Annotated in this window: 20 protein-coding genes; 4 read left to right on the top strand and 16 right to left on the bottom strand. The window is 64.7% G+C overall.

The annotated features are described in order from the left end of the window. Positions 1–6 precede the first annotated feature (6 nt). From nuoL to ACSJJT_RS11080, 13 genes are all read right to left on the bottom strand, one after another. Positions 7–1893, bottom strand: coding sequence for an NADH-quinone oxidoreductase subunit L (nuoL, locus tag ACSJJT_RS11020; protein ID WP_435918330.1), 1887 nt, complete (start codon positions 1891–1893; stop codon positions 7–9). Between the two features lie 10 nt (positions 1894–1903). Further along, entirely contained in the window at positions 1904–2203 is a 300-nt protein-coding gene (gene nuoK / locus ACSJJT_RS11025; RefSeq protein ID WP_003866464.1) for an NADH-quinone oxidoreductase subunit NuoK, read from the bottom strand. Continuing rightward, a complete protein-coding gene (locus ACSJJT_RS11030) occupies positions 2200–3060 on the bottom strand; it encodes an NADH-quinone oxidoreductase subunit J (protein WP_435918331.1) in 861 nt (286 codons plus the stop codon). The genes nuoK and ACSJJT_RS11030 overlap by 4 nt, the downstream gene beginning before the upstream one ends. Further along, entirely contained in the window at positions 3057–3632 is a 576-nt protein-coding gene (gene nuoI, locus ACSJJT_RS11035) for an NADH-quinone oxidoreductase subunit NuoI (RefSeq protein ID WP_435918332.1), read from the bottom strand. Before nuoI ends, ACSJJT_RS11030 begins: the two co-directional genes overlap by 4 nt. Continuing rightward, entirely contained in the window at positions 3632–4954 is a 1323-nt protein-coding gene (gene nuoH / locus ACSJJT_RS11040; RefSeq protein ID WP_435918333.1) for an NADH-quinone oxidoreductase subunit NuoH, read from the bottom strand. Before nuoH ends, nuoI begins: the two co-directional genes overlap by 1 nt. Then, positions 4951–7389: an NADH-quinone oxidoreductase subunit G gene (locus ACSJJT_RS11045; RefSeq protein WP_435918334.1), complete on the bottom strand. Its 2439-nt coding sequence runs from the start codon at positions 7387–7389 to the stop codon at positions 4951–4953. The genes nuoH and ACSJJT_RS11045 overlap by 4 nt, the downstream gene beginning before the upstream one ends. Beyond that, complete coding sequence (gene nuoF / locus ACSJJT_RS11050) at positions 7386–8720, bottom strand: NADH-quinone oxidoreductase subunit NuoF (RefSeq protein ID WP_435918335.1); 1335 nt, start codon at positions 8718–8720, stop codon at positions 7386–7388. The genes ACSJJT_RS11045 and nuoF overlap by 4 nt, the downstream gene beginning before the upstream one ends. After that, positions 8717–9502 (bottom strand): NADH-quinone oxidoreductase subunit NuoE, encoded by a 786-nt coding sequence (gene nuoE, locus ACSJJT_RS11055; RefSeq protein ID WP_435918336.1) that lies wholly within the window; start codon positions 9500–9502, stop codon positions 8717–8719. The genes nuoF and nuoE overlap by 4 nt, the downstream gene beginning before the upstream one ends. Then, a complete protein-coding gene (locus ACSJJT_RS11060) occupies positions 9499–10800 on the bottom strand; it encodes an NADH-quinone oxidoreductase subunit D (RefSeq protein ID WP_435918337.1) in 1302 nt (433 codons plus the stop codon). The genes nuoE and ACSJJT_RS11060 overlap by 4 nt, the downstream gene beginning before the upstream one ends. Then, the gene (locus ACSJJT_RS11065; RefSeq protein WP_435918338.1) at positions 10800–11630 is read right to left on the bottom strand and encodes an NADH-quinone oxidoreductase subunit C; all 831 of its coding nucleotides are present in this window, start codon (positions 11628–11630) and stop codon (positions 10800–10802) included. Before ACSJJT_RS11065 ends, ACSJJT_RS11060 begins: the two co-directional genes overlap by 1 nt. Continuing rightward, entirely contained in the window at positions 11627–12184 is a 558-nt protein-coding gene (locus ACSJJT_RS11070) for a NuoB/complex I 20 kDa subunit family protein (RefSeq protein WP_435918339.1), read from the bottom strand. The genes ACSJJT_RS11065 and ACSJJT_RS11070 overlap by 4 nt, the downstream gene beginning before the upstream one ends. Positions 12185–12274: 90 nt before the next feature. Next, positions 12275–12634, bottom strand: a complete 360-nt coding sequence (locus tag ACSJJT_RS11075; RefSeq protein ID WP_334353290.1) for an NADH-quinone oxidoreductase subunit A — start codon at positions 12632–12634, stop codon at positions 12275–12277. Between the two features lie 120 nt (positions 12635–12754). After that, positions 12755–14017 (bottom strand): geranylgeranyl reductase family protein, encoded by a 1263-nt coding sequence (locus tag ACSJJT_RS11080; protein ID WP_435918340.1) that lies wholly within the window; start codon positions 14015–14017, stop codon positions 12755–12757. Between the two features lie 352 nt (positions 14018–14369). Between ACSJJT_RS11080 and ACSJJT_RS11085 the strand changes: the two genes are divergently transcribed. Continuing rightward, a complete protein-coding gene (locus tag ACSJJT_RS11085) occupies positions 14370–15557 on the top strand; it encodes an isochorismate synthase (protein WP_435918439.1) in 1188 nt (395 codons plus the stop codon). 88 nt (positions 15558–15645) lie between these two features. Here the strand turns inward: ACSJJT_RS11085 and ACSJJT_RS11090 are convergent, their stop codons facing one another. Together ACSJJT_RS11090 and ACSJJT_RS11095 are read right to left on the bottom strand one after the other, a co-directional pair. Further along, positions 15646–17379, bottom strand: coding sequence for a DUF6297 family protein (locus tag ACSJJT_RS11090; RefSeq protein WP_435918341.1), 1734 nt, complete (start codon positions 17377–17379; stop codon positions 15646–15648). Further along, entirely contained in the window at positions 17376–18029 is a 654-nt protein-coding gene (locus ACSJJT_RS11095) for an ABC transporter ATP-binding protein (protein WP_435918342.1), read from the bottom strand. Before ACSJJT_RS11095 ends, ACSJJT_RS11090 begins: the two co-directional genes overlap by 4 nt. On the opposite strand from ACSJJT_RS11095, the gene ACSJJT_RS11100 reads away from it, so the two are divergent. The 3 genes from ACSJJT_RS11100 (at position 18019) to ACSJJT_RS11110 (ending at position 22479) form a co-directional block, all read left to right on the top strand. Then, entirely contained in the window at positions 18019–18798 is a 780-nt protein-coding gene (locus ACSJJT_RS11100) for a demethylmenaquinone methyltransferase (protein WP_435918343.1), read from the top strand. The two genes, ACSJJT_RS11095 and ACSJJT_RS11100, sit on opposite strands and share 11 nt — an antisense overlap. A 1-nt stretch (position 18799) precedes the next feature. Continuing rightward, positions 18800–20542, top strand: a complete 1743-nt coding sequence (locus ACSJJT_RS11105; protein WP_435918344.1) for a TM0106 family RecB-like putative nuclease — start codon at positions 18800–18802, stop codon at positions 20540–20542. 149 nt (positions 20543–20691) lie between these two features. Next, the gene (locus ACSJJT_RS11110) at positions 20692–22479 is read left to right on the top strand and encodes an ABC transporter ATP-binding protein (protein WP_435918345.1); all 1788 of its coding nucleotides are present in this window, start codon (positions 20692–20694) and stop codon (positions 22477–22479) included. Between the two features lie 24 nt (positions 22480–22503). Here ACSJJT_RS11110 and ACSJJT_RS11115 read toward each other — a convergent pair whose 3' ends face one another. Beyond that, complete coding sequence (locus tag ACSJJT_RS11115; protein WP_435918346.1) at positions 22504–24789, bottom strand: ABC transporter permease family protein; 2286 nt, start codon at positions 24787–24789, stop codon at positions 22504–22506.

Raw genomic sequence — 24789 nt, forward strand, 5'->3', positions numbered from 1 at the left:
CTGCGCTCAGGCCATCCGGCCCAGGACGACGACGAGTCCGACGACCAGCACGCCGACGACCATCATGAGGCCGTAACTACGCACATAACCGTTCTGGACCTTGCGGACGATCTGGGAGCAGGCCGTGGTGACCGAGCCTGCGCCGTTGACCAGACCGTCAACGACCGCACGGTCGAAGCCCTTGACTCCACCGGCCAGCCAGCGTCCCGGCTTCACGACGACGACGTCGTTGACATCGTCGCCGTACAGGTCATGCCGACCAGCGATGAGCAGCGGATCACGGGTGTCGGGTTCCTCGCCCGGAACGTCGCGTCGGTTGAGCAGCCAACCGGCCAGAATGCCGACGATCACCACGGCGAGGGTGATGACGCCGATCGTGCCCATGTGCCACATGCCGACGTGCTCGACCTGGGCACCAGTGGCCGGGGCCAGCCAGTCGCCGATCCAATTGTTCATGAAGGCGCCTGCGAAGATCGACAGGATCGCCAGCACGATGAGCGGGATCGTCATGACGGCCGGGGACTCGTGCGGGTGGACGTCCTCACGCCACCGCCTGGATCCCAGGAAGGTCAGCACCATGAGGCGGGTCATGTAGTAGGCGGTGATACCGGCACCGATGAGGGCCAACACACCGAAGACCGCGCCCTTGTCGAAGGCGGCCTCAATGATGTGGTCCTTAGAGAAGTAACCCGAGGTGCCGGGGATGCCGATGATGGCGAGGTAGCCGCAGGCGAACGTCCAGAAGGTGACGGGCATGACCCTGGACAGTGCACCGAAGTGGTACATGTCGGTGTCGTCGCCCGTACCGTGCATCACCGAGCCAGCTCCCAGGAACATGTTGGCCTTGAAGAAGCCGTGGGTGATGAGGTGGAAGATCGCCAGGGCGGCGCCGGCCGGGCCGAGGCCCGCGGCCAGCATCATGTAGCCGATCTGGCTCATCGTCGATCCGGCGAGGACCTTCTTGATGTCCTTCTTGGACGAACCGATCCAGGCACCGAACAGCAGGGTGACGGTACCGACGATCGCGACGGCCAGGGAGGCCGCGCCCGTCTCAGCGTAGATGGCATGGGACCGAACGACGAGGTAGACGCCGGCGGTGACCATCGTCGCGGCGTGAATGAGGGCCGAGACCGGGGTCGGACCCTCCATGGCGTCGAGCAGCCAGGCCTGCAGCGGAACCTGGGCCGACTTACCACAGGCCGCCAGCAGCAGCATGAAGCCGAGCAGGGTGGCCCAGGTTGACGTCAGTCCGGAGGCCTTGGCCGAGACGTCGGCGAACCGCACGCTGCCGAACTGGGCGAGCATGGTGAAGATCGCCATCGCCAGACCGAGATCACCGATGCGGTTCATGATGAACGCCTTGTTACCTGCACGAGCCGCGGTCGGACGCCCGAACCAGAAGCCGATGAGCAGGTAGGAGGCCAGACCGACGCCCTCCCAACCGACGAACAGGATGAGGTAGTTGTCGGCCAGCACCAACGTCAGCATCGCGGCGATGAAGAGGTTGAGGTAGGCGAAGAAACGACGTCGATCAGTGTCGTGGGCCATGTACCCGATCGCGTAGATGTGGATCAGGGAGCCCACGAAGGTGATGAGCAGGACGAACAGGATGGAGAGCTGATCCACCAGCAGGCCAACCCTCAGATCCCATGGCCCGACGTCGATGAACTGGTAGACCCCCACCTCGACGGCACGGGACGCGACATCGCGGCCCAGCAGGTTGATGAAGAGCACCAACCCGATGACGAAGGAGACGATCGGGGCCAAGGTGGCCAACAGATGTCCCCAGACGTCGCTGCGGCGTCCGAGGAGCAGCAGCAGTGCGGCGACGACCAGCGGCACCGCGATCATGAGCCAGGCCCCGTTGAACAGGCCGGTTTCCAGAACAGTCACGATACCTCCCTCAGAATTTCAGCAGGTTGGTGTCGTCCACCGAGGTGGTGCGACGGGAACGGAAAATGGTGACGATGATCGCCAGGCCCACGACCACCTCGGCAGCCGCGACAATCATCACGAAGAACGCCCCGACCTGTCCGTCGAGGGAACCGTGGACGTGGGAGAAAGTCACCAGGGCGAGGTTCGCGGCGTTGAGCATCAGCTCCACCGACATGAAGGCCACCAGGGCATTACGCCTCGTCAGGAAGCCCAGGATGCCGATGGCGAAGAGTATCGCCGAGAGCACCAGGTAGTCATTCGGGTTCATTCGAGTTCTCCTTGTGCCTCGTGGCGGGCGGCACTGATCGAGGCGAAGGCCCGATGGGTCGGAGCCTTCAACTCGCCGGTGTCGATGATGGCGCCGCGGGTGGCCAACGTTCCCGAGATCGAATCCTGGGCAACCGTGCCGTCAGGTAGCAGGGCCGGAGCACCGATCTGGTTGGTTCGGGCGTAAACACCGGAGTTCGGACGGGCGCCGGGGTGGGCGCCGTGCTCGGCGTAGGCCACCATACGGTCGGTGACCCGCTCACGCTGGGACTTCTTCTTGGCGGTGTCACCGTGGGCCAGCACCATGGTGCCGACCGCAGCGGTGATGAGCAGGGCCGAGGTGGCCTCGAAGACGATCACGTACTTGGTGAACACCAGCTCCGCGATGGACTTGACGTTGTCACCACCAGCGGCATTGGCCTCTCGCAGACCGACCGGCTGATCGGTACCGATCACACCGGTCGTCACAGCGTTTCCGACGGCCAGGATGAGCAGCGCCAGGAAGGCCAGCGCGGCGATGATGGCCGCCACCTTGTGCCCCTTGAGGGTCTCCTTGAGGGAATCGGTGGCGTCAACGCCGACGAGCATGACGACGAAGAGGAAGAGCATCAGGATGGCACCGGTGTAGACGATGATCTGCACCACGAAGAGGAATGGCGCCTCCTGGCTGACGTACTGAACGGCCAGACAGATCATGACGATGGCCAGCGACAAGGCTGAATGAACGGGCTTCTTGGCAAAGACCATCACCAGGGCCGCAAGCACCATGATCGGGGCCAGCAACCAGAACGCCCACTGGGAAGCCGTCACCATCGGGACGAGTCCGCTCATGGGAGCGGTGAGCAGGGAAGCGGTCATTGGGCTACCCCCTCATCGTCGCGCTGGACCTGATGGGCACCAGTGGACGGACCAGTTCGCACGTCGTCCTGACCGGAGGGAGGCAGACCGTTGAAGTAGTCGTCCTCGTCGTCGCCGAGACGGCGCGGATGCGGCGGCTGCTCCATGCCCTCCTTGAGGGGAGCCAGCAGTTCGTCCTTGGTCCAGATGTGCTTGGCGCGGGTGGTGTCGGCCAACTTGAAGTCATTGGTCATCGTCAGCGCACGAGTCGGGCAGGCCTCGATGCACATCCCGCACAGGATGCATCGCAGATAGTTGATCTCGTAGACGCGACCATAGCGCTCACCGGGCGAGTAACGCTCCTCGTCGGTGTTGTCAGCACCTTCGACGTAGATGGCGTCAGCAGGGCAGGCCCACGCGCACAGCTCGCAGCCCACGCACTTCTCGAGTCCGTCGGGCCAGCGGTTGAGCTGATGACGACCGTGCATCCGCGGCGGCATCGGTTTTTCCTTGCCCTTCTCCGGATACCCCTGGGTGAAGGGCTTGCGGAACATCGTCTCGAAGGTGATCCCGAATCCTGACCAGGCTCCCATCACAGACCTCCGTTCTCGTCGTGGTCTCGTCGCGCCACCGTGGTGGCCGTTGCGGCCCCGGCCAACGGGGCCTGGACCTGGTGTGGCAATGGCGGCACCGGATAACCGCCGGCGAAGGCGTCGAACGGTTCGTTGGTGGCCACCTCAGGCGTGGACTCCTCCTTGCCTCCCATGAACGCCCAGATGAGAAGGGCGACGACGATGAGGCCGACGATGACCATGAAGATCGGGTTGCGACCCCAGCCCTGGTTGAGGACGGTGCGCCAAGCGGCGACCAGCAGAACCCATCCCAGGGACACTGGAATGAGGACTTTCCAGCCCAGATCCATGAAGTGGTCGTAACGGAACCTCGGGATCGCGGCTCGCACCCACACGAAGAAGAAGATGACGAGCTGGGTCTTGAGGAAGAACCACAGCAGGCCCCACCACCCGGAGTCGATGACACCGACGTAGTTGAGCGGCCACGGGGCCCGGTAGCCGCCCAGGAAGAGGGTGGTGCAGACGGCCGACAGGGTAGCCATGTTGATGTACTCCGCCAGGAAGTACATGCCGTAGGGGAACCCGGAGTACTCGGTGATGTAACCACTGACGAGCTCCGACTCGCACTCCGGCAGATCGAAGGGCAGACGGTTGGACTCACCGAACATCGTGATGACGTAGATGATGAAGCTCGGGATGAGCAGCAGCCAGTAGTGTCCGGCGATGTGGGTGTCAAACCCGCCTGCAACCAAGTGGCTGGCCTGGGACTCGACGATCTCGGAGGTCGACATGGACCCCGAGAAGAGGAACACCGTCACCAGCGACAGGCCCATGGCGACCTCGTAGGAGATCATCTGGGCGCTGGAACGCAGCGAACCGAGCAGGGAGTAGGTGCCTGCCGACGACCAGCCGGCCAGCACCACGCCGTAGATGCCGATGGACGCCACGGCGAGGATGAAGAGCACGGCGACCGGCACGTCAGTGATCTGGAGCCTGGTGGTGTGGCCGAACATCGACACCTCACCACCGAGCGGGATGACCGACCAGGACGCAAAGCAGGCAATGCCTGCGATCACCGGCGCCAGATTGAAGACAATCTTGTCGGCACCCTTCGGGGTGAGCATCTCCTTGAAGATGAGCTTCAAGCCGTCACCGACGGCCTGGAACACACCACCAGCCCACGCCGAGTTCATGATCGGGCCGATGCGGTTCTGCATCTTGGCCAGCACACGCCGCTCGAACCACACGTTGAAGATGGTCCAGGCCAGCAGGATCACGAAGAGGATGACGACCTTGACGATGATGAGCCACACCGGGTCGATGGTGGCCTCGAGGGGACTCATGCCACACCTGCCTCTCGGGAAGTTTCGGATTCAACGGCACTCAGCGCGACAACGGTTCCGGGAGCGTCGGGGACGGTGGTGCGGCCCTGCGGGGAGGTCGAGTCGCCACGCAGCGACGGGATCCACACCGCCTCGGCCGACATCGTCGCGTCGATCTTGACCGGAAGCCGCAGGCTGATGGGACCAGAGACGTCAATGAGCTGTCCATCGGCCACGCCAAGCTGATCTGCCGTCAGCGGGCTGACGACGGCGACGGGAGCCGGGGCGGTCGCCACCAGGGCGTCGGCGCCCGTGAGGCTTGCCGACCCCTCCAGCAGCTGACGCCATGTCTCCAGCACCCGACCGACCGATCCCGGTTCGACCACGGGGACCTGCGGCACGAGCGGGGAGGCCGACTCCATCTTCGGGTGCTCGCCCTGCCACTGCCCGAGGTCCCGCCAGGCCTTGTGGGCCTGGGCGACGGTGGCAAGTCCGGACACCGATCCCAGCTGCGAGGTCAGGGCGTCGAGGACGCGGATCTCGTTCATCGGGGTGACAGCCTGCTTGTTGACCACGCGCACTCGGCCAGGACGATGCTCCCAGTCGAGGAAGGTTCCGGAGGTCTCCTCGAGCAGGCAGACCGGAAGGACCACGTCGGCCCGCTCGGCAACCTCGGAGAACCGCTGCTCCAGGCAGACCACGAACCCGCAGCTCTCGAGGGCTTCACGAGCTCCGGCTGGATCAGGCATGTCAGCCAGCTCCACACCGGAGACGACGAGGGCCGAGAGCTTGCCGGCGCGGGCAGCGGCCAGCATTCCGGTGGCATCGAGACCCGGCTGGGTTGGCAGGTTGTCGACTCCCCATGCGGCCGCGATGTCCACACGGGCCTTGGCGTCGTCGACGAGGCGTCCACCGGGCAACAGCTGCGGCAGCAGGCCGGCCTCGACAGCGCCGATCTCACCGGCACGACGAGGCACCCAGGCGACGCGAACCCTCGGGTCGAGGGAGGCGATGGCCGAGAGGGTCCCGGGCCGGGTGGCGGCTCTCTCCCCCACCAGCACGATGGTTCCCTCACCGATCATGCCGTCGGAGACCAGCTGTTCGACAACCTGTGGCTCCTGACCAGGCAGGCAGCGGGCCAACTCGGCCCCCATCTTCGCCGAACCATTGGACAGGTGAGTTCCGACCGCGGTGATCGCGACCTTCTTGCGCCGCCAGGCTTTGCGCAGTCGCAGGAAGATCATCGGGCACTCGTCCTCGGGCTCCAGGTTCACCAGGACGATCCGCGACGCCTTCTCCAGGTCGGCGTAGGTCACTGACTCCTCGAGGCTACGCCCGGCAACGGTGGCGGCCAGGAAGGAGGCCTCCTCGGTGGAGTGCGGACGGGACCGGAAGTCAACGTTGTTGGTGCCGAGCACGACGCGCGCGAACCGGGACCAGGACAGGCAGGTCTCCACCGGGAGCCGTCCACCGGTGAGGACACCGACGTTGGTACCGGCCTTCTTGAGTCCGGCAGCCGCAGTCTGCAGAGCCTCGGCCCAGGATGCCTTTTCCAGGACTCCGTTGCGGCGAACCAGCGGGGTCGTCACCCGGTCGTCACCACGGCCGTAGCGGAAGGCGAAACGCCCCTTGTCGCAGTTCCACTCCTCGTTGACCTCGGGCAGGTTGCCGGCGTTGCGACGTTTGACCTCGTAGTGACGGTGGTCGGTGCGCAGCTGGCAACCGGCGGCACAGTGCTCACAGGTCGTCACCGTCGAGACGAGGTCGAAGGGGCGGGAGCGGAAGCGGTACTCGGTGCTGGTGAGGGCTCCCACCGGGCAGATCTGGATGACGTTGCCAGAGAAGTAGGAGTTGAAGTCGTCGCCCTCATAGGCACCGATCTGGGACACGGCGCCGCGCTCCTGCAGGTTGATGAAGGGATCACCGGCGATCTGGTCGGCAAACCGGGTGCAGCGCTGGCACAGCACACACCGTTCGCGGTCGAGCAGCACCTGGGCCGAGATGTTGATCGGCTTGGGGTAGGTGCGCTTGACTCCGCCGTAGCGGGACTCGCCGCGTCCGTTGGCCATCGCCTGGTTCTGCAGCGGGCACTCGCCACCCTTGTCGCAGATCGGGCAGTCCAGCGGGTGGTTGATGAGGAGGAACTCCAGCATCCCCTCCTGGGCCTTGCGGGCCGTCTCGGAGCTGACCTGGGTCTTGACGATCATTCCCTCGGCCACCGGCATGGTGCACGACGGCTGCGGCTTGGGGAAGCCGCGCCCATTGCCGGCGTCGGGAATCTCGACGAGGCACTCGCGACAGGCACCGGCAGGGTCGAGCAGCGGGTGGTCGCAGAACCTGGGGATGGCGGTGCCGATGGACTCAGCCGCGCGAATGATGAGGGTTCCCCTGGGGACGCTCACCTGCTGACCGTCGATGGTGCAGGTGACGAGTTCGACGGGCTTGTTCTCGCTCATGCTCCGGCCCCCTCCAGGACTCGGCGATCGGCGTCGGTGAAGATCGAGCTGCGCTCGTAGGGCAGGTACTTCCAGGCGGGAATGCCACGGCAGCCTGCCTCGAACTCCTCGCGGAAGTGTCCGATGGCTCCTCGCAGACAACCCACGGCACCGTCGGCCAAGGCGCAGAAGGAACGACCACCGATGTTGTCGGCGATGTCCATCAGCTTGTCGACATCACCCTCCTGACCCTCGCCGGCCTCGATGCGACGCAGCATCTGGACGACCCACCAGGTTCCCTCACGGCACGGGGTGCACTTGCCACACGACTCGTGCTTGTAGAACTCCAGCCAGCGCAGCGTGGCGCGGACCACCGAGGTCGTCTCGTCGAAGCACTGCAGGGCCTTGGTGCCCAGCATCGACTTGGCTCCCATCATGCCCTCGTAGTCGAGCGGGGTGTCAAGGTCGTCGGGGGTGAGGATTGGGGTCGAGGAACCACCTGGGGTGAAGAACTTCAGCTCGTGGCCCTCGCGCATGCCCCCGGAGATCTCGAGCAGCTGACGCAGGGTGATACCCATCGGGGCCTCGTACTGACCAGGATGGGCCAGGTGCCCCGACAACGAGTAGATGGTGAAGCCGTCGGACTTCTCGGTACCCATCGCCTTGAACCATTCCTTGCCGTTGCGCAGGATCGACGGCACCGTCGAGATGGACTCGACGTTGTTGATGACCGTCGGGCTGGCGTACAGACCGGCGACAGCGGGGAACGGCGGACGCAGACGAGGTTGACCACGGCGTCCCTCCAAGGAGTCCAGCAGGGCGGTCTCCTCGCCACAGATGTAGGCGCCGGCGCCCGCGTGGACGACGACGTCCAAGTCGTATCCAGAGCCGAGGATGTTCTTCCCGATGTACCCGGCCGAGTAGGCCTCACGCACCGCCTGCTGAACACGACGGATGACGTGCAGCACCTCGCCACGGATGTAGATGAAGGCCACCTTCGCCTTGATGGCGTAGGCGGCGATGATGACTCCCTCGACGAGAGTGTGCGGGGAGGCCATCATGAGCGGCATGTCCTTGCAGGTGCCCGGCTCGGACTCATCACCGTTGACGACCAGGTAGGTCGGGTTCGGATTGTCCTTGGGCACGAAGGACCACTTCATGCCGGTGGGGAATCCGGCGCCACCACGGCCACGCAGGTTGGCGTCCTTGACCAGTGAGACGACCTCGTCGGGCTGCATCGTCAACGCCTTGCGAAGTCCGGTGTAGCCGCCCTGACGCTCATAGTTGAGCAGCTTCCAGCTGCGCTCGTCGCCCCAGTTGGCCGACAGGACCGGGGTCAGTGGATCGGTCACTTCTTCTCCTCCTCCATGGGCTCGGCAGGAGCGGGCAGGTTGTTCGGGTCCGGAGCCTTCCAGCCATTCCGCCTGGCCAGTTGCACACCCTGCAGGGATGCCTCGCCAGCGCTGGGACCCTCGTCAGCCCGACCGTCGGGGAAGCCGGCGAGCACTCGCTCGGCCTCACGCCAGCTGGTGATCTTCGCGCCGCGAGTCGAGTGGACCTCCTCGTCGCGGGCCAGGGCGTCGAGGATCTCCTCTGCGCGGATCGGAGTCATGTTGTCCATGTACTCCCAGTTGACCATCATGATCGGGGCGAAGTCGCAGGCAGCATTGCACTCCACACGCTCGAGGGAGAATTTGCCGTCGGGGGTCGTCTCACCCTCCTTGATGCCGAGCCTTTTCTCGACGCGGGCGAGGACCTCCTCGCCACCCATGACGGCACACAGTGCGGTGGTGCAGACACCGATGTGGTGCTGTCCCGCCGGGTGTTTCTTGTACATGGTGTAAAAAGTCGCCACTCCGGAGACCTGGGCGGTGGTGATTCCCAACACCTCGGCCGCGGTCTCGATGCCCACCGGGGAGACACGTCCGTCCACCGACTGCACCAGGTGCAGGATCGGCAGCAGGGCCGAACGGGGATCGGGATAGCGCGAGGCAATCTGGCGCATGTCCTCGATGGTGTGCTCGTCGATGTTGGTGGAACGGTCGGACTGATCGACTCCACCGGTCCCCGAAAAGTCCGAGTGGAAGGATTCGACGTAGGGGTATCCCAGGTTGACAGGTTCGCGATCGCTCATCGGTCGACTCCTCCCATGACGGGGTCCAGGGATGCCAAGGACGGCACCACGTCGGAAAGCATTCCGCCCTCACACATGGCGGGCAGGGACTGCACGTTGATGAATCCAGGGTCACGCAGATGGGAGCGGTAGGGCCGCACACCGCCGTCCGAGACGAGGTGGCAGCCGAGCTCACCAGCGGCGCCCTCGATGGCCTGGTAGACCTGGCCGGCGGGCACCCGGAATCCCTCGGTGACGATCTTGAAGTGGTGGATCAGTGCCTCCATCGACTCGCCCATGATGTGGCGAATGTGCTCGTTGGAGTTGCCCTGGCCGTCGGGGCCCAGGGCCAGTTCTGCCGGCCACGCGATGTGCGGATCCGCCACCATGTGACGGTCGCCCTGGGTGTCCTCGAGACGCTTGAGGCACTGCTTGAGGATGCGCACTGACTGGTCCATCTCCTCCAGGCGGATGCGGAAGCGTCCGTAACAGTCGCAGGTGTCCCAGGTGGCGACGTCGAAGTCGTAGGTGTCGTAGTCACAGTAGGGCTGGGTCTTGCGCAGGTCCCACGGCAGGCCGGTGGCGCGCAGGGCCGGGCCGGTCACGCCGAGGGCCGTGCAGGTGGACAGGTCGGCGTAACCGATGTCCTTGGTACGAGCCTTGAAGATCGGGTTCTCGTTGCAGAACAGACCGATCTCGGGGAGGTACTTCTCCATGCGCTTGATGAGGTCACGCAGCTGATCCAGGCCGGTCTCCGGCAGGTCGCTGGCGACGCCGCCAGGACGGATCCAGGCATTGTTCATGCGCAGCCCGGTGACGGCCTGGTTGAACTCCAGAATGATCTCGCGTTCCCTCAGGCCGACCTCGGCCACCGAGGAGGCGCCAAGCTCCAGACCGCCGGTCCCCACAGCGATGAGGTGGGAGGAGATGCGGTTGAGCTCGGTGATCATGACGCGCAGGACCTTGGCCCGCTCCGGGATGTCGTCGGTGATGCCCAGCAATTTTTCAACGGCCAGGCAGTACACCAACTCGTTGAAGAAGTTCGCGACGTAGTTGCATCGGGTCATGAAGGCCACACCCTGAGTCCAGGTGCGGAACTCCATATTCTTCTCGATACCGGTGTGGAGGAATCCGACACCGACGCGAAGGTCGCTCACTGACTCACCATCGAGCTCGATGATGAGCCTCATGACGCCGTGGGTAGACGGGTGGGACGGACCGAAGTTCACGACGACCGTCTCGTCGCCCCTCTCGGCGGCCTCGTCAACGATCTGGGCCCAGTCGCCGCCCTGGGACAAGTACTCGTGGTTCTCGCTCATCAGTTGTAGCTCCTGCGCTGGTCCGGCGGTGGCACGACGGCACCCTTGTACTCGATCGGGATGCCACCGAGCGGGTAGTCCTTGCGCTGCGGATGGCCGACCCAGTCGTCGGGCATGAGGATGCGGGTGAGGGCCGGGTGGCCGTCGAAGATGACTCCGAACATGTCCCAGGCCTCGCGTTCCTGGAAGTCCGCGTGCGGGTAGACCGACACGATGCTGGGAACGTGGGGCAGGGAGTCGACGTCGCTGTGACCAGTTCGTGCCACGTCCTCCTGGCCGGAATCAGCCAGCGCAACCTCGAGGCGGATGCGACGGTTGTGGGTCATCGACAGCAGGTCGTAGACAACGTGCATCTCGCGACCCTCCATGTGCGGGTAGTGCACACAGGTCAGACAGGAACAGCTCTCGAAGCGCAGGGCCGCGTCGTCACGCAACACCTTGACGAGCTCGAGCAGCTTCTCGGGACGGACGAAGAAGGTGATCTCGCCACGGTCGACGAGTGTCAGACCGTCGGAGAAGTCCGGCACGAGCTCCTCCATCCGGTCAGCGACCTCGTCGAACCAGCCACCGTAGGGACGCTCGGAATCGCCCGGCATCTCGACTGTGCGGACGACGCCGCCGTAACCGGAGGTGTCCCCCGGACCGGAGGTTGCCGCCCACATGCCCTTGCGCGTGTCGATGCGGCGATCCTCCTGGGTCCACTGGGTGGCCTTGGCCGGGACATGGGCCTGGTCGGGCGTGCTGGCATCGAGGAAGTTTCGGCCGTCGGGGATACGGTCCCCGGAGTCTGAGCCGCCGGCGGCACCGCGTGGGGTCGGCTTGTCACTCATCGCATGAGCCCCTTCTGCTCGAGGGTGGTCGGGGCCTCGAGGGCCCGCTTCTCCTTGGCCGCTTCAACCTCGGACATGTGGCCCATCAGCGGCCAGTGCTGAATCTGCTCACGGATCTTGAAGACGGCATCGATGAGCATGTCCGGGCTGGGCGGGCAGCCTGGCAGGTACACGTCCACCGGAACGATGTGGTCACAGCCCTGGACGACGGCGTAGTTGTTGAAGATGCCACCCGAGGAGGCACAAGCACCCATCGAGATGACCCACTTGGGCTCGGGCATCTGGTCGTAGAGCTGACGAACCACCGGAGCCATCTTCTGGCTCACACGGCCCGAGACGATCATGAGATCAGCCTGGCGGGGAGAGGCACGGAACACCTCGTGACCCCAGCGGGCGGCGTCGGCACGCGGACCGCCGTAGGAGATCATCTCGATGGCGCAGCAGGCCAAGCCCATCGTCAGAGGCCAGAACGAGGTCTTGCGCAGCCATCCGACGATGGCCTCCATCGAGGTCATCACGATTCCAGCTGGGACATCGGCGTCGTACTCAGCCATCTCGTGCGTCCTTCCTTTCAGACGTTGACTGGCGCGGCAGCGGGCCGCTCGAACGTTGATTGGGCGCGGCCCGCAAGCCACGACAGGAGATTAGGTCCAGTCCAGGCCACCACGGCGGCGGATGTAGAGGTAAGGGATGAACACCATCGCGACGAACAACACCATCTCGACCAGGGCAAAGACACCCAGATGGTTGAAGTCGACGGCCCACGGGTAGAGGAACATGATGTCGATGTCGAAGACGATGTAGAGCATTGCAACGACGAAGAACTTGACAGGGAACTTTCCGCCACCGGCTGGTTGTGGCGTCGGCTCGATGCCACACTCGTAGATTTCATGCTTGGCGCGGTTGGGTCGTTTCACCGCGAGAAGGACGTTGACTGTAATCGTCGCGAGCACGAAGACCGCGCCCAGGACGATCATTCCCACTAGGGGGGCGTATCCGTTCATCTCACCACCTTTGGTCAGCACCGTTGGCCTAGACCTTACGACGCGCGTTGAACGCTCGGGTACTTTGGGTAACCTAAGTTCCGATAATGCGCCATCGGACGGCATCAGCGACCATTGAGCTCATACTGACGGGGCAATCCTCGTCAGAGCGTTGATAATACGGTCGTCAAGGTCTCCGCCCTTGGAATCCGTGAGATTTGCCAACAATTTGTTGACGAACTGCATGAGTCGACGACGCGGAAGGCCGTAGGCCGTGCAGATCTTCATCACCCGTGGATCACCAATGAGTCGGACGAAGATCGTCCCGAGTCGGTAGCAACCACCGAAGCGCTTCCGCAAGGCGGGAGGGTACCCCCGTAGAGCCTTCTCGGCAGCCACCGTTCCGTGGCCGCGGTAGTGGGCCTCAGCAATGGCGTCAGCCGCCATTTCACCAGCCTCCATGGCGTAGTCGATGCCCTCCCCGTTGAAGGGGTTGACCATGCCTCCGGCGTCGCCCACCAGCAACAGACCATTGAGATAATGCGGCTGCCGGTTGAAGGCCATTGGCAACGCGGCACCGCGGATCGGCCCCTCACGGTGCTCCTCGTCGAGGGTCCACTCGGCGGGCATGTGGGACAGCCAGCGCTTCATGAGGGAGCGGTAATCGGTGTGGCCGAAGGCGTCAGAGGAATTGAGCATTCCCAGACCGATGTTGACTGTTCCGTCCCCCTCGGGGAATGCCCAGCCATATCCAGGCAGGAGGTCTGACTTGTGCGGAGCTCCGTCCCACAGCTCCAGCCAGCTCTCCAGATTGCGCGCCTCGGACAGCGGGGAGCGATAGTAGGCGCGTACCGCCACACCCATCGGACGGTCATCACGCTTGTGAAGTCCCATGGCCAGTCCGAGCCGGGAGGAATTGCCGTCAGCGGCGACGACGACGGGCGCCGAGTACACCCTGTCGTCGGCGGTACGGACGCCGCGGATACGCTCGTTGGGGTCGAGGACCGGCTCGGTGACGTTGGCTCCTTCGACCAGGGTGACCCCCTGGGATTCGGCGTGGCGGGCCAGTCGCTCGTCGAGGACGGTACGACGGCAGACCATGCCGAAGTTCGGGTAATCGGCGAGCTCGGGCCAGGGAAGGACGAAGGGGGCGATGCGCCCACCGTGGATCCGCAACCCCTCGGTGTGCTTCCAGCCGGCCTCCTCTGAGACGTCGATGCCCAGCCGGATGAGCTGCTTGACGGCACGAGGGGTGAGACCGTCACCACAGACCTTGTCACGCGGGAAGGTCGCCTTCTCCAACAGGGTGACGTGCAGTCCTCTGCGGGCAAGGTGCGCAGCTGTGGCCGAGCCACCAGGCCCAGCACCGACAACGACGACGTCGGACTCGATCTGGCTCGTCACGTGGGCCCCCTCCTGTGGAAACCATGAAATCGTGCCGGGATCCCGGCGATGTGCACCGGTGAGTCTAGACGGTGTGCTTCGCGGGAAGCTCCAACCGGGGGCTGGACGCAACTGGCACAAGGAGGTCATCGGTGAGAGTAACTAGTGGTGGAGGCCGATCACGTCGGCTCCGGGCCCGAATCTCACCGCTTCTCCATGCCATCGACGGTGGACACACCTCGACCTGCCGTGGACAGTGCCCACCACACCGCACACGCTCAGTTATCCTGCGAAGGTGATCCTCGATCCAGGCTCCACCCGCCTACGCGCCCGCACTGTGTCGATTCCGGACCCCGGCCCGCTCGAGAGCTACATGACGCCCAACGAGTCGGTGTGTTTCCTGCACCGCAATTACGGCATGGTCGGTCTGGGAGAGATCACCCGTTTCGAAACCGACTCCCCCACTGCCGCCGACGTCTGGTGGGAAGCTCTCTGCGAGGACCTCGAGCACGAGACCGAGATGCCAGGAGCCGAGGCAACCGGCCCCGTCGCCTTCGGATCCTTCGCCTTCGATCCTGACCGCTCGTCGTCACGCTCGGTCATGATCCTGCCCAGAACGATCATCGGTCGTTGGCCTGGCTATTCCTGGGTGACCCAATTGTCCTGGGGATCGATTGACGATGATCCACCCTGCCAGCAACCCGTGCCGCGCTCTCCCGGCCCCGTGACGATGCCAGACGGCGTCGTCACCGCGGAGAGCTGGCGTCGCATCGCCCGACAGGTCCAGGACATCATGGGTCCTGACGACCTCGAGCAGATCGTTCTCATGCGTGACGTCGAGGCGCACGCGGCCACACCTGTTGATCCGCGATGGATCGTCGAGACCCTGCGACGTCACTTCCCCAATTCGTACACCTACCTCGTCGCGGGATCGGTCGGTGCCACCTCGAAACTCACCGTTGGTTTCAGCAAGTCCCTGGTGAGTTCCCGGGTACTGACGCACTCCCCTGCCACCGACAGGGATCACGCGGCCCTTCTCTCCGCCCTGCAGAACGAGGGATCGCTGGCCGCTCACCACGCTGAGATCGTCGCGCGCACCTGCGAGGTCCTGGGACAGTTCTGTGACACCCTCCACGTCCCCGACTGTCCGGGAGCGGTGTTCACCGAGGAGTCCAACTTCCTCGTCACCGACGTCACTGGCGTCCACTCCTCCGGCATGGAATCGTGTCTGGCCCTCGTCGATGCCTTGTGCCCACCGGCATTCGTCACCGGCCTGCCGCCACACCGCGCGAAGTACGTCCTCGCCGAGGTCGAGCATGTTGATCGTGGCCGCGTCTCCGGACCGACCGGGTGGGTGGATTCCTTGGGCAATGGTCAATGGGTGACCGATTGTCGGGGCGGTCAGATCGACGCCACCGACCCGTCACTGGTCCACATCTTCTCCGGGCACCCCATCGGCCATGACGACGACACCGAGATCCTGTCGTCCGAGGCCGAGCATCGCCTCAACGTCCTGCGTGACATCTTCCCCGTCGAGATGACCACCCCCTCGCGATCCTGAGGGTGGGGCTCCACTGGCCTGCCGCCGTCGCCGCCCTCCGCCGGGGGATTGCCCGGGGCGACGACGCGCGTCAACAGTTCTCAACGTCTCAACGGCGCTTGCGTTCGATGACCTTCTTCTCGACCTTGCCGCCGCGGGCCTCCTCACGAGCCTCGGCCAGCTGGCGCTGCGATTCCTCGCGCATCTCGGCCAGGTCCTGCTGGTTCATGCCTCCCATGCGCAGGATCCCGAACACGACGACGGCGATGAACACCGACACCCACGGCGACCACCCAAGAACCACCGGAATGGTGATGAGGGCAACCATGTCGAAACCACGGATGAGGTTGAACATCAGTCCCGGGGGCATGGCACCGGCTTGAGTAGCCACCATCGGCGAGGAGTAGTCAGCCGGCTTGGCGCTCACCCAGCGGATGGCACCCGCCAGGCCAGCGGCAGCCGTCACCAGGCCGTACATGATGGCCTGACCCCATGGCCGCGACGTCGTCGACCCGACGCCGTGGAAGGCCGGAATGACCGCGATCGCCCAGATGACAGCCGCGACCGCCGGCACCACCGACGCAGCCGAGATGACCTGACTCGTCGTGAAGGGCAGGCAGCGCACCAGACCCTTGCTGCGGGTCAGTACGCGCAAGCTGGTGAAGAAGGGGACCAGCGCCGCCACGAGCACCAGGGCCGACACCGGGACGGTCAACGCCCCGAAGCCCAGGGCCGACACCGCGTACGGCACCACGGCCGTCACGACGAGAGCGAACAGCGGCTTGGGAAACCGCATGAGGCGCTGCACATCACGCCACACCAGGGCGCTGAGTCCCTCACCACGTCCACGGGTGGGTCGGACCTGACCACGTTCGATGGCCTCGCGCTCCTGGAGGATGTCGCGGATGAGAGCGAAGTCGAGGGCGAAGGCGGCACCCTGCATGCCGGAAGCCAGAGAGCCCCCAGCCATCAGACGAGCGCGCCGGATCCGGTTGAGGCGCATCCGGGCGATGACGCAGGAGACGACCAGGAGTACCGCGCCGCCTCCTGCCACCGCCCAGGCGGAGGCCAGGTTGGCGTCACTGGACATCGGTACTGCATACCAGCCCGACGCCGTCGAGATGACTCCCAACAACACGGCCAGACCGGCCAGACCGGCGAGGGCCTCGACGACCTTGACCGGCCAGGTACGCTCAGCTCCCTGCTCAGCTGCCGCGAATGAGACGACACCGGCCGCTCCGAGCGCCGTCGCGAGGGTCCAGGCGATGACGGCCTTCCCCGAGCCACCGGTGAGGGCCGCCACGAGCGCACCCAGGACGGCACCGCCGATGACCGAGACGAGCACCGCTGCACGCAGACGCTTGGCCAGGAACCGCGCCCGGTTGATCGGCGCGTCCATGAGCCAGAAACCCTCGGCTGCCGAGGCGAGCACCGGACCGAACACTCGGGCGGCGGCCAGGGCGAAGGCCAGGACACCGGACAGTGCGGCCCACGGCAGCAGGCCACGGGCGGTCTGGCACCCCGTCGAGGTGCAGCCGGACGCCTGTCCCTGGGCCTGCACGATGAGGCTGATGATCATCGCGAGCACGACGACCAGGGAGAACACGAGCACGTAGGCGTCGCCAATGGCCTGCCAGATGTTGCGTGTCGTCCGGCCCTTGCGCCAGTCACCCATGAGGAGGGAGAGCTGACGCTCATCGGCCTGGCCGACGAAGAACTCATCGGGACGATGGGTGATGAGCAGCTCCGGATCGGGGACGGTCACCGCCTCCGCCATCATGGCCCGCTCCGGCTGCGGATTCTTGGGACGGGGCTTGGAGTGCTTGCCGTTGCGCCGACTCATCCGCGCGGGCCTCCCAGCTCGACGATGCGAGCGCCAAGGGTCTCGACGAGAGCCGGCTCGTGGCTGGCCATGACGATCGCCAGACCGTGGTTCATCTCCTCGCGCAGCCTCTTGCCGAGCCAGGCAACACCCTCGACGTCGAGCCGGGCCTCCGGCTCATCGAGGACGAGGAGCTTGCGAGGACGCACCAGGGCCGTCGCCAGGCCGAGACGACGTCGCTGTCCGGAAGACAGGGTGCCGGGCAGCTGGCCGGACTGCGGCACGAGCTGCACTTCCTCGAGCACCTCGTCAACGAGGGCGTCGGCGTCGACGAGTCCATGAGCGCGGGCAAGCAGGTCAAGATGCTCGACCACCGACAGGTCAGGGAAGAAGTCCAGGTCATCAATGACCGTGGCAACGTTGCGACGAAACTCCGGGTTCGTCTCGGACACCTTCTTGCCGAGTACCTCGATCGTGCCCGAGCTGGGGCGATCCGCTCCCACCAGCATTCTCAACACCGTCGACTTGCCGGCGCCGTTGCGGCCGGTGAGTGCGACGGCCTCGCCCTCATGGACAGTGAGGGACAAGTGATCAACGATGGTTCGGTCGCCATAAGACTTCGAAATGTCCTTGGCCACGAGGACGGTGGAGCGGGATGCCATGCTGGCCATTGTCCCGCACCGTCGAGGCCGATCCCAAACCGTGTGGAAGACTGGGCGCGTGTTGACGACCCGAGCCACCCTTGATAAACACCACGCCGATATCGCCTCAATGTTTGACGGGGTGGCACAGCGCTATGACGTCATGAATCAGATCATGACACTGGGGGCGGTCGACACCTGGCGCGACCTCGTCGTCGACGCGGTGGAACCTGAGCCAGGCCAGGTCATCCTCGACCTGGCGGCCGGAACCGGCACCTCGTCGGCCACGTTCGCCGCCCGCGGGGCACAGGTCTACCCCACCGACATCTCCACCGGAATGCTGGCCGTCGGCAAGCAACGTCAACCCCATCTGCACTTCGTCGCCGGCGACGCCACTTGCCTGCCCTATGGCGACAACTCCTTCGACGCCGTGACGATCTCCTATGGTCTACGCAACGTCGAAGATCCCCGCAAGGCCCTGCGTGAGATGCTGCGCGTCACCAAGCCGGGCGGGCGAGTCGTCATTTGCGAGTTCTCCTACCCCACCTGGGCGCCGTTGCGTCACGTCTACACCAAGTACCTGTTGGCGGCGATCCCGGCCATGGCCAAGCTGGCCTCCTCGAACCGTGACGCCTATGACTACCTGGCCGAGTCGATCCTCGCCTGGCCCGACCAGCCCCACCTGGCGGACATGATGGCCGAGGTCGGCTGGCAGGCCATCGCGTGGCGAAACATCTGTGGCGGCGTCGTCGCCCTGCATCGTGGTTGGAAGGTCAGCGACGAGAAGGAGAGGCCCTGAGGTGAAAGGCCTCTCCTCCCCGATCCTCCTTGACGCCTGGGCAGCTCGCAGCTGCCCGGTCAAGACCCAGAACGCCTATGACCCGACCCTGTCGGGACCGGTCGGCGACCCACGTGACGACGAGCTCTTCGCGGGAGCCGAAACGCACCTGACAACCATCTGTGACGCCCTGGCAACCGTCACCGGCGCCGTCGATCTGCGCTCGGTCACCTTGAGCGTGACCGGTCGCCGGGTCGCCACCCGAACAGCCGTGGGCGACGGCGCACCCGTCATCGTCTGCCCTGAGTTGCCGTCATCGCCCCAGGGGCACCGCACCGGCTCCCCGGACGCCTTGGTACTGGCCGGCAGGCGCGCCGACGGCGGACCTGGATATCTACCGGTCGTCGTGAAGGACTACGCGGTCCTGGAGAGCCACCACACCCTGGCCGAGTTCACCTGGGTCTCACCCCTCAACGACCCCGACCCTCGGCGCGCCCGGATGTCACTGGACCAGACCTTCCGCACCGGCCGGGAGCGTGCTCTCATCCAGGCTGCCCACCACTGGAAACTCCTTGAGGATCTGGGACTGGTCGCCACCCCCGACGAGTGCCCGAATCATCGACGTCTCGTGGGGGTCGCCGGGCACGACGAGATCGGGATCCTTGACGACGAGCTGGCAGTCTCCTGGCTCGACCTGGACCACAAGTTCATTCGCACCTTCTCGCGCTCAGCCGCCTCGGGATGGCGTCGCCGCAGCGTGTTGGACCGCTACGACCACGAGCACACCTTCCGGGTGTCGGTGGCCGAACACGCCATGACCGGCGGCGAACCCATGGTCGCCCCGATCGTGGTGCGTGAGTGCGAGTCCTGTCAGTGGTGGGCCGTCTGTGAGCCGCGTCTCGACGACGACGATCTGTCCCTGCGTATCTCCAAGGCTCCCCTGGACGTCCGGGAGATCTCGACCCTGCGTCGCCTCGGGGTGGCCACCGTCGACGACCTGGCCGACGCCGATCTGGATGAGCTGTTGCCGGTCTACCTTCCTGAGGTCCAGCACCGTCCCCGCCCCGAACAGCGACTCCGGGCAGCCGCCCGTCGCGCGCGCCTCATCCGTCAGGGAGTCCTTCTGGAACGCAACGATGAGGGACCCATCGAGGTCGCCTCGTCCCGGTTGGAGATCGACTTCGACATCGAGACCTCCCCTGACGGTCGAGTCTACTTGTGGGGTTTCGAGGTCAGTGATCCTGACCACCTGCTCGACTCGACGACTGGCGACGCGCCGTATTACGTCGCCTTCAGCAAGTTCGCCGACATGGACGACGACGACGAGAACGACCTGGCTGCCCGCGCCATCGCGTGGCTCGACGAGATCGTCGTGGCCCACCCGGAGACGATTGTGGTCCACTACTCCGACTACGAAATCGTTCATCTGCGCCATTTCGCCCACGTCTGCCAGGACGTGGAGACTCGTCAAGCAGTGCGTCGGGTGCTGGACTCCGGTTGCTTCGTCGACCTCTTCACCACCGTCAAAGCTCACTTCTTCGGGGTCAACGGGATCGGTCTGAAGGTCGTCGCCAACGCCGGGGCCGGGTTCTCCTGGCGTGATCCGGACCCGGGCGGTCTCAACTCCCAGACCTGGTGGGACCTGGCCGTCCATGACCCCGATCCGCAGGTCCGCGAGTCCTCCAGGATCCGCGTCATGGAGTACAACGAGGACGATGTGAAGGCCACCCTCGCTGTTCGCCGTTGGCTTGCCGAGAGGTTCTGAGAGCACTCCTGAAACCCCTCGTCACGACGCTTCGCCGTGACGGGTGTCGCCATCGTCATGAGACCAGGCGAGGATGATCCCAGCAAGGCAAGAGGATACAGTTTTGTTGACACGTCCCTGACGACGTCGACCCTCTCATCTGGAGACCCATGCGTTCCTTGTCACGAATCCTCCGATTCACCTCGCAGCTGTGGAAGTTCTACCTCGGGGTCGTCATCTCGGCCGTCATCGTCGCGATCACCCAGCTGGCCGTCCCCTTCGTCATCGCCCGAGCCACCGACCTCGCCGTGGCAGGCGTGCGCGGCAACGACCATCACATCCGCGACATCGTGCTGCTCGCGGTGGTCATTCTCGTCCTCGACGTCGTCAACTCCCTGCTCACCAACGTCAACGGCTGGCTGGGCGACATCATGAGCGCAAGGATGCGCCAGATCCTGTCGACGCGCTACTTCAGCAAGCTGCTGGAGCTGCCGCAGTCCTGGTTCGACGAGGAGCTCACCGGATCGATCACCTCCAAACTCACCCGGTCGATCACCAACGTCACCGACTTCGCCAAGGCCTTCTCGAACAACTTCTTCACCCTATTGCTGACGACGGGCGCCGTCCTCGTCATCTCAGCGGTCTACTACTGGCCGTTGGCCGTGCTGTTGGCGATCGTCTTCCCGATATACGTCTGGTTGACGGCCCTGACGTCACGCAACTGGCAGACCCACCAGGACGTCATCAACCACCACATCGACACCGCCGGCGGGCGGTTCCAAGAGGTCGTCTCCCAGATTCGCGTCGTCAAGTCCTACGTCACCGAGGCCAACGAGCAGGAACAGTTCAACGACCACTACGACGCCACCGTCGACGCCACCCGCCGCCAGTCCAACCACTGGCACCTCATGGACACCGTGCGCCGGGTGGTCCTCAACGTCATCTTCTTCGGCATCTACGCCATCATCTTCGTCCGAACCGCCAAGGGATACTTCGGCGTCGGGGACATGATCCTGCTCATTCAGCTCATGACGATGGCTCGCCAGCCAGTGCAGATGATGAGTTACGTCATCGACGTCTCCCAACGCGCCGTGGCTGGGTCCAAGGATTACTTCACGGTCATGGAGACCCGTCCGCCCCACGTACCACAGACCGCCACGATGACGATTCGCGAGCCCGAACCGGGCGTCCCGATGATCTCCTTCGAGGACACCGTCTTCAGTTACGACGGCCTCAATCGGGTCATCAACCATGTCAGCTTCGACGTCAACCCCGGCGAGAAGGTGGCACTCGTGGGCGAATCCGGAGGCGGAAAGTCCACCCTGGTGAACCTGCTGCTCGGCCTCTACCCGGTCACTGAAGGCACAATCATGGTGGCCGGACACGACATCTCCCAGGTCGCCCCGGACACCCTGCGACGCCGAATCGGAGTGGTCTTCCAAGATCCTGCGCTGTTCTCCGGATCAATCAGGGAGAACATCGCCTACGGCACCGAGGCCACCGACGAGCAGATCCGCGACGCCGCCCACCGTGCCTACGCAGACCGTTTCATCAAGCGGTTCTCCCAGCAGTACGACACCCTCGTGGGAGAGCGCGGCATCAAGCTCTCCGGCGGCCAGAAACAGCGCATCTCGATTGCCCGGGCCCTGCTCAAGGACGCCCCAATTCTCGTCCTGGACGAGGCCACCTCGGCCCTGGACACCAAGTCCGAGCGGTGGGTGCAGGCCGGTCTGGAGTCCCTCATGGCCAATCGCACCAGCCTCATCATCGCCCATCGCCTCTCCACGATCTCCAGCGTCGACCGAATCGTCACTCTGGACGCCGGGCGCGTTGACGAGATCGGCACCCCGGCCGAGCTGGCCGCCTCCGGAGGTATCTACGCCGAGTTGTTGGCTCTGCAAGCCTCAAGCTCAAAGGCCGACCGCAAGAGGTTGGAGCGATTCGGCATCAAGCTGTAACTCCCCTGAGGGCCGGATCGCGGATCAGGTAGCTCTCATGTCGAAGTGGTAACGGCGATGGATGGCGGCCCCCATCAAAGATCCACCGAACATCCCGGCGGCCAACGCACCGAAGACCCACCACGCGGCCCCAAGCAGGTCCAGGGCTCCCGACAGGATCCTGCCCGTGAGCCACACCGCGACAACCGAGGAGATCACCCCGCACGTCAGAGCGGCCAGCATTGTGGTGGCCACCTCCACAAGGATGACCTGGTCCACCCAACGCCTGCCCAACCCGATGCGTTTGAGGCTGGTCACCAGATCACTGTTGGCGGCCCTCTCCTCCTTCGCCAACAGACCAGCCATGATGGCCGACAACACGATGAAGGTGACGGTCGCGACGATGGTGATCGTTGGCAGCGGGACATCACCGAGGATTCGGGGGGCCATGACATAAAATTCCCCCAACCCGTGCGCCTGCGCCCACTCGTTGGTCAGTCGATCCTGATCGGGGGTCAGCCCTGTGAACAGAATCGCCGATCCAGCGCCTCGTGGTATTCCTGCTTTCGGACGCACGGAGATGCGCTTGACCCAGCTCAGATCATCCGTCAGCCCGACGGTGTGTGCCGGGTCGGCCCTGGAGGGATCATTGGTCAAGTACCCGCCTGATACAAGGACGTCACGTTGGGCGTCGTCAAGCTTTGTGACGACCGCAACATCGTCAACCTTGGAGAAATACCACCATGATCCGCTGATGTTGGCGTCATCGACCTGGTGGACGGTGATGTTTTTGGCGCCTTCCAGGGCATCGGAAAACTGCTTGACCTGAGCCGACTCCAGGGCGGGCACACCCTCCATCGAGACATGGAGCAAGGCCATCCCCGGGGGCATACCGGTGCTCGTCTGCGCGTTGGCCTGGGAGAACAACGCTGAAACGATGAGAAGCCCGGTAGCGGTTGCGGTGACCAGACCCGCCGCCACACCTGCGAAGACGCAATGCCACCCGCCCCGGCTGGAAAGAGCTCGATGAGCAGCAAGAGCCCGGCCTACGGGGCGATGTGTCCGGACCAGACGAGAGAGCACGAAGGGTGCCCCCAAACCACCGGCCACTGCACACATCCCAGCGACCACAGCGACCGCGGTGAAGGTTGCGTCAGCCCCCAGGAGACCCCACAGGCACACTGCGCAGCCCAGTACCAGAGCCGCCCACCCCAGCCGACGAGCCGTGTTCATGTTGATCCCTCGCCGCTTCACGGTCTTACGACGGGAGGGAACCATGTTCACCATGGCCGCAGGAAGTACCCCGATGACCAATGCCATCACCAACGGGACCGTGGGGAATCGCCAAGGCCCCAACGGAGCAGAAGCCCTGGGGGCCATGTACCACCGCGCCGCAGCGACCACCGCCTGGCCCAGGGCCACAGACATCAGCGAGACGGTTTCTGCAACGAGGAGGGCCACCGTCTTACTCATGGCCGATACCGATCGACGGCGTACCCCGATAGCCAGAAGGGGGGATGCGATGCGTCTGAGTAGGGCCGTCAGTGCCGCGCCGGACACGACTGCCCCCAGCAGGCCAAACACCAGCCATGCCAGGTTCTGATCCACGAATGCCTTCGGCGTCAGCCCGTGAGCTTCGCTGGCAGAACGGGTCTGTGTGGTATCGCAGTCACCTGCAAGCTTCAGGGTCTCGGCGAGGAGACTGCATACGTCACCGGGCTCCTGGGAGGTGAACCCAATTTGCCCATTGCCCCTGATACCGGCACGTCCAGCGTCATCGCGGGAAATCCGCCATGACTGCCATGTGCCTGGAGCCGCAAGAACCAAGGTCGCAGCCCGATCGTAGACGGCTTCGACATGGCCGGTGACCGTGAGGTGGAGATCACCTGCCTTGGCAGACAACCGCGATCCATCATCAGCGCCAAGAGTACTGGTGGCCAGAACCTCCCCGGCCTTCGCCGGCCAGCGACCCGAGGTCAGCCGATAGCGACCTTGCGTGGCCGAACCGGCCATGGGCATCTCTTGGTAGGCGACGTCATCGTACTGTACAAGGTTGATATTGCTGTAGAGCTGGGGAAAGGGCGCCGATGCCTGCAACGTGTTATTACGGGGTATCGGTACGGGGGTACCTGGAGGCACGTCTTCCTGCAGCGAGAAGAGACCGCTGGTGGAGCCGTAGCTCGCGATGTTCTTCTGTTCATCGGACAGTTGCCGAGCATTGGTGATGCCGCTGGAGACAGTCAGAGCTACAACGACCAGAGCCAGCGGAATGACGCGAAGCCACGTCCGCCAGTTCGACACGACGAGCCGGGTGACGTGGACGACCCACAT

Origin of the sequence: Cutibacterium nasicola (genome assembly GCF_051303185.1) — a bacterium.
Lineage (GTDB): Bacteria > Actinomycetota > Actinomycetes > Propionibacteriales > Propionibacteriaceae > Cutibacterium.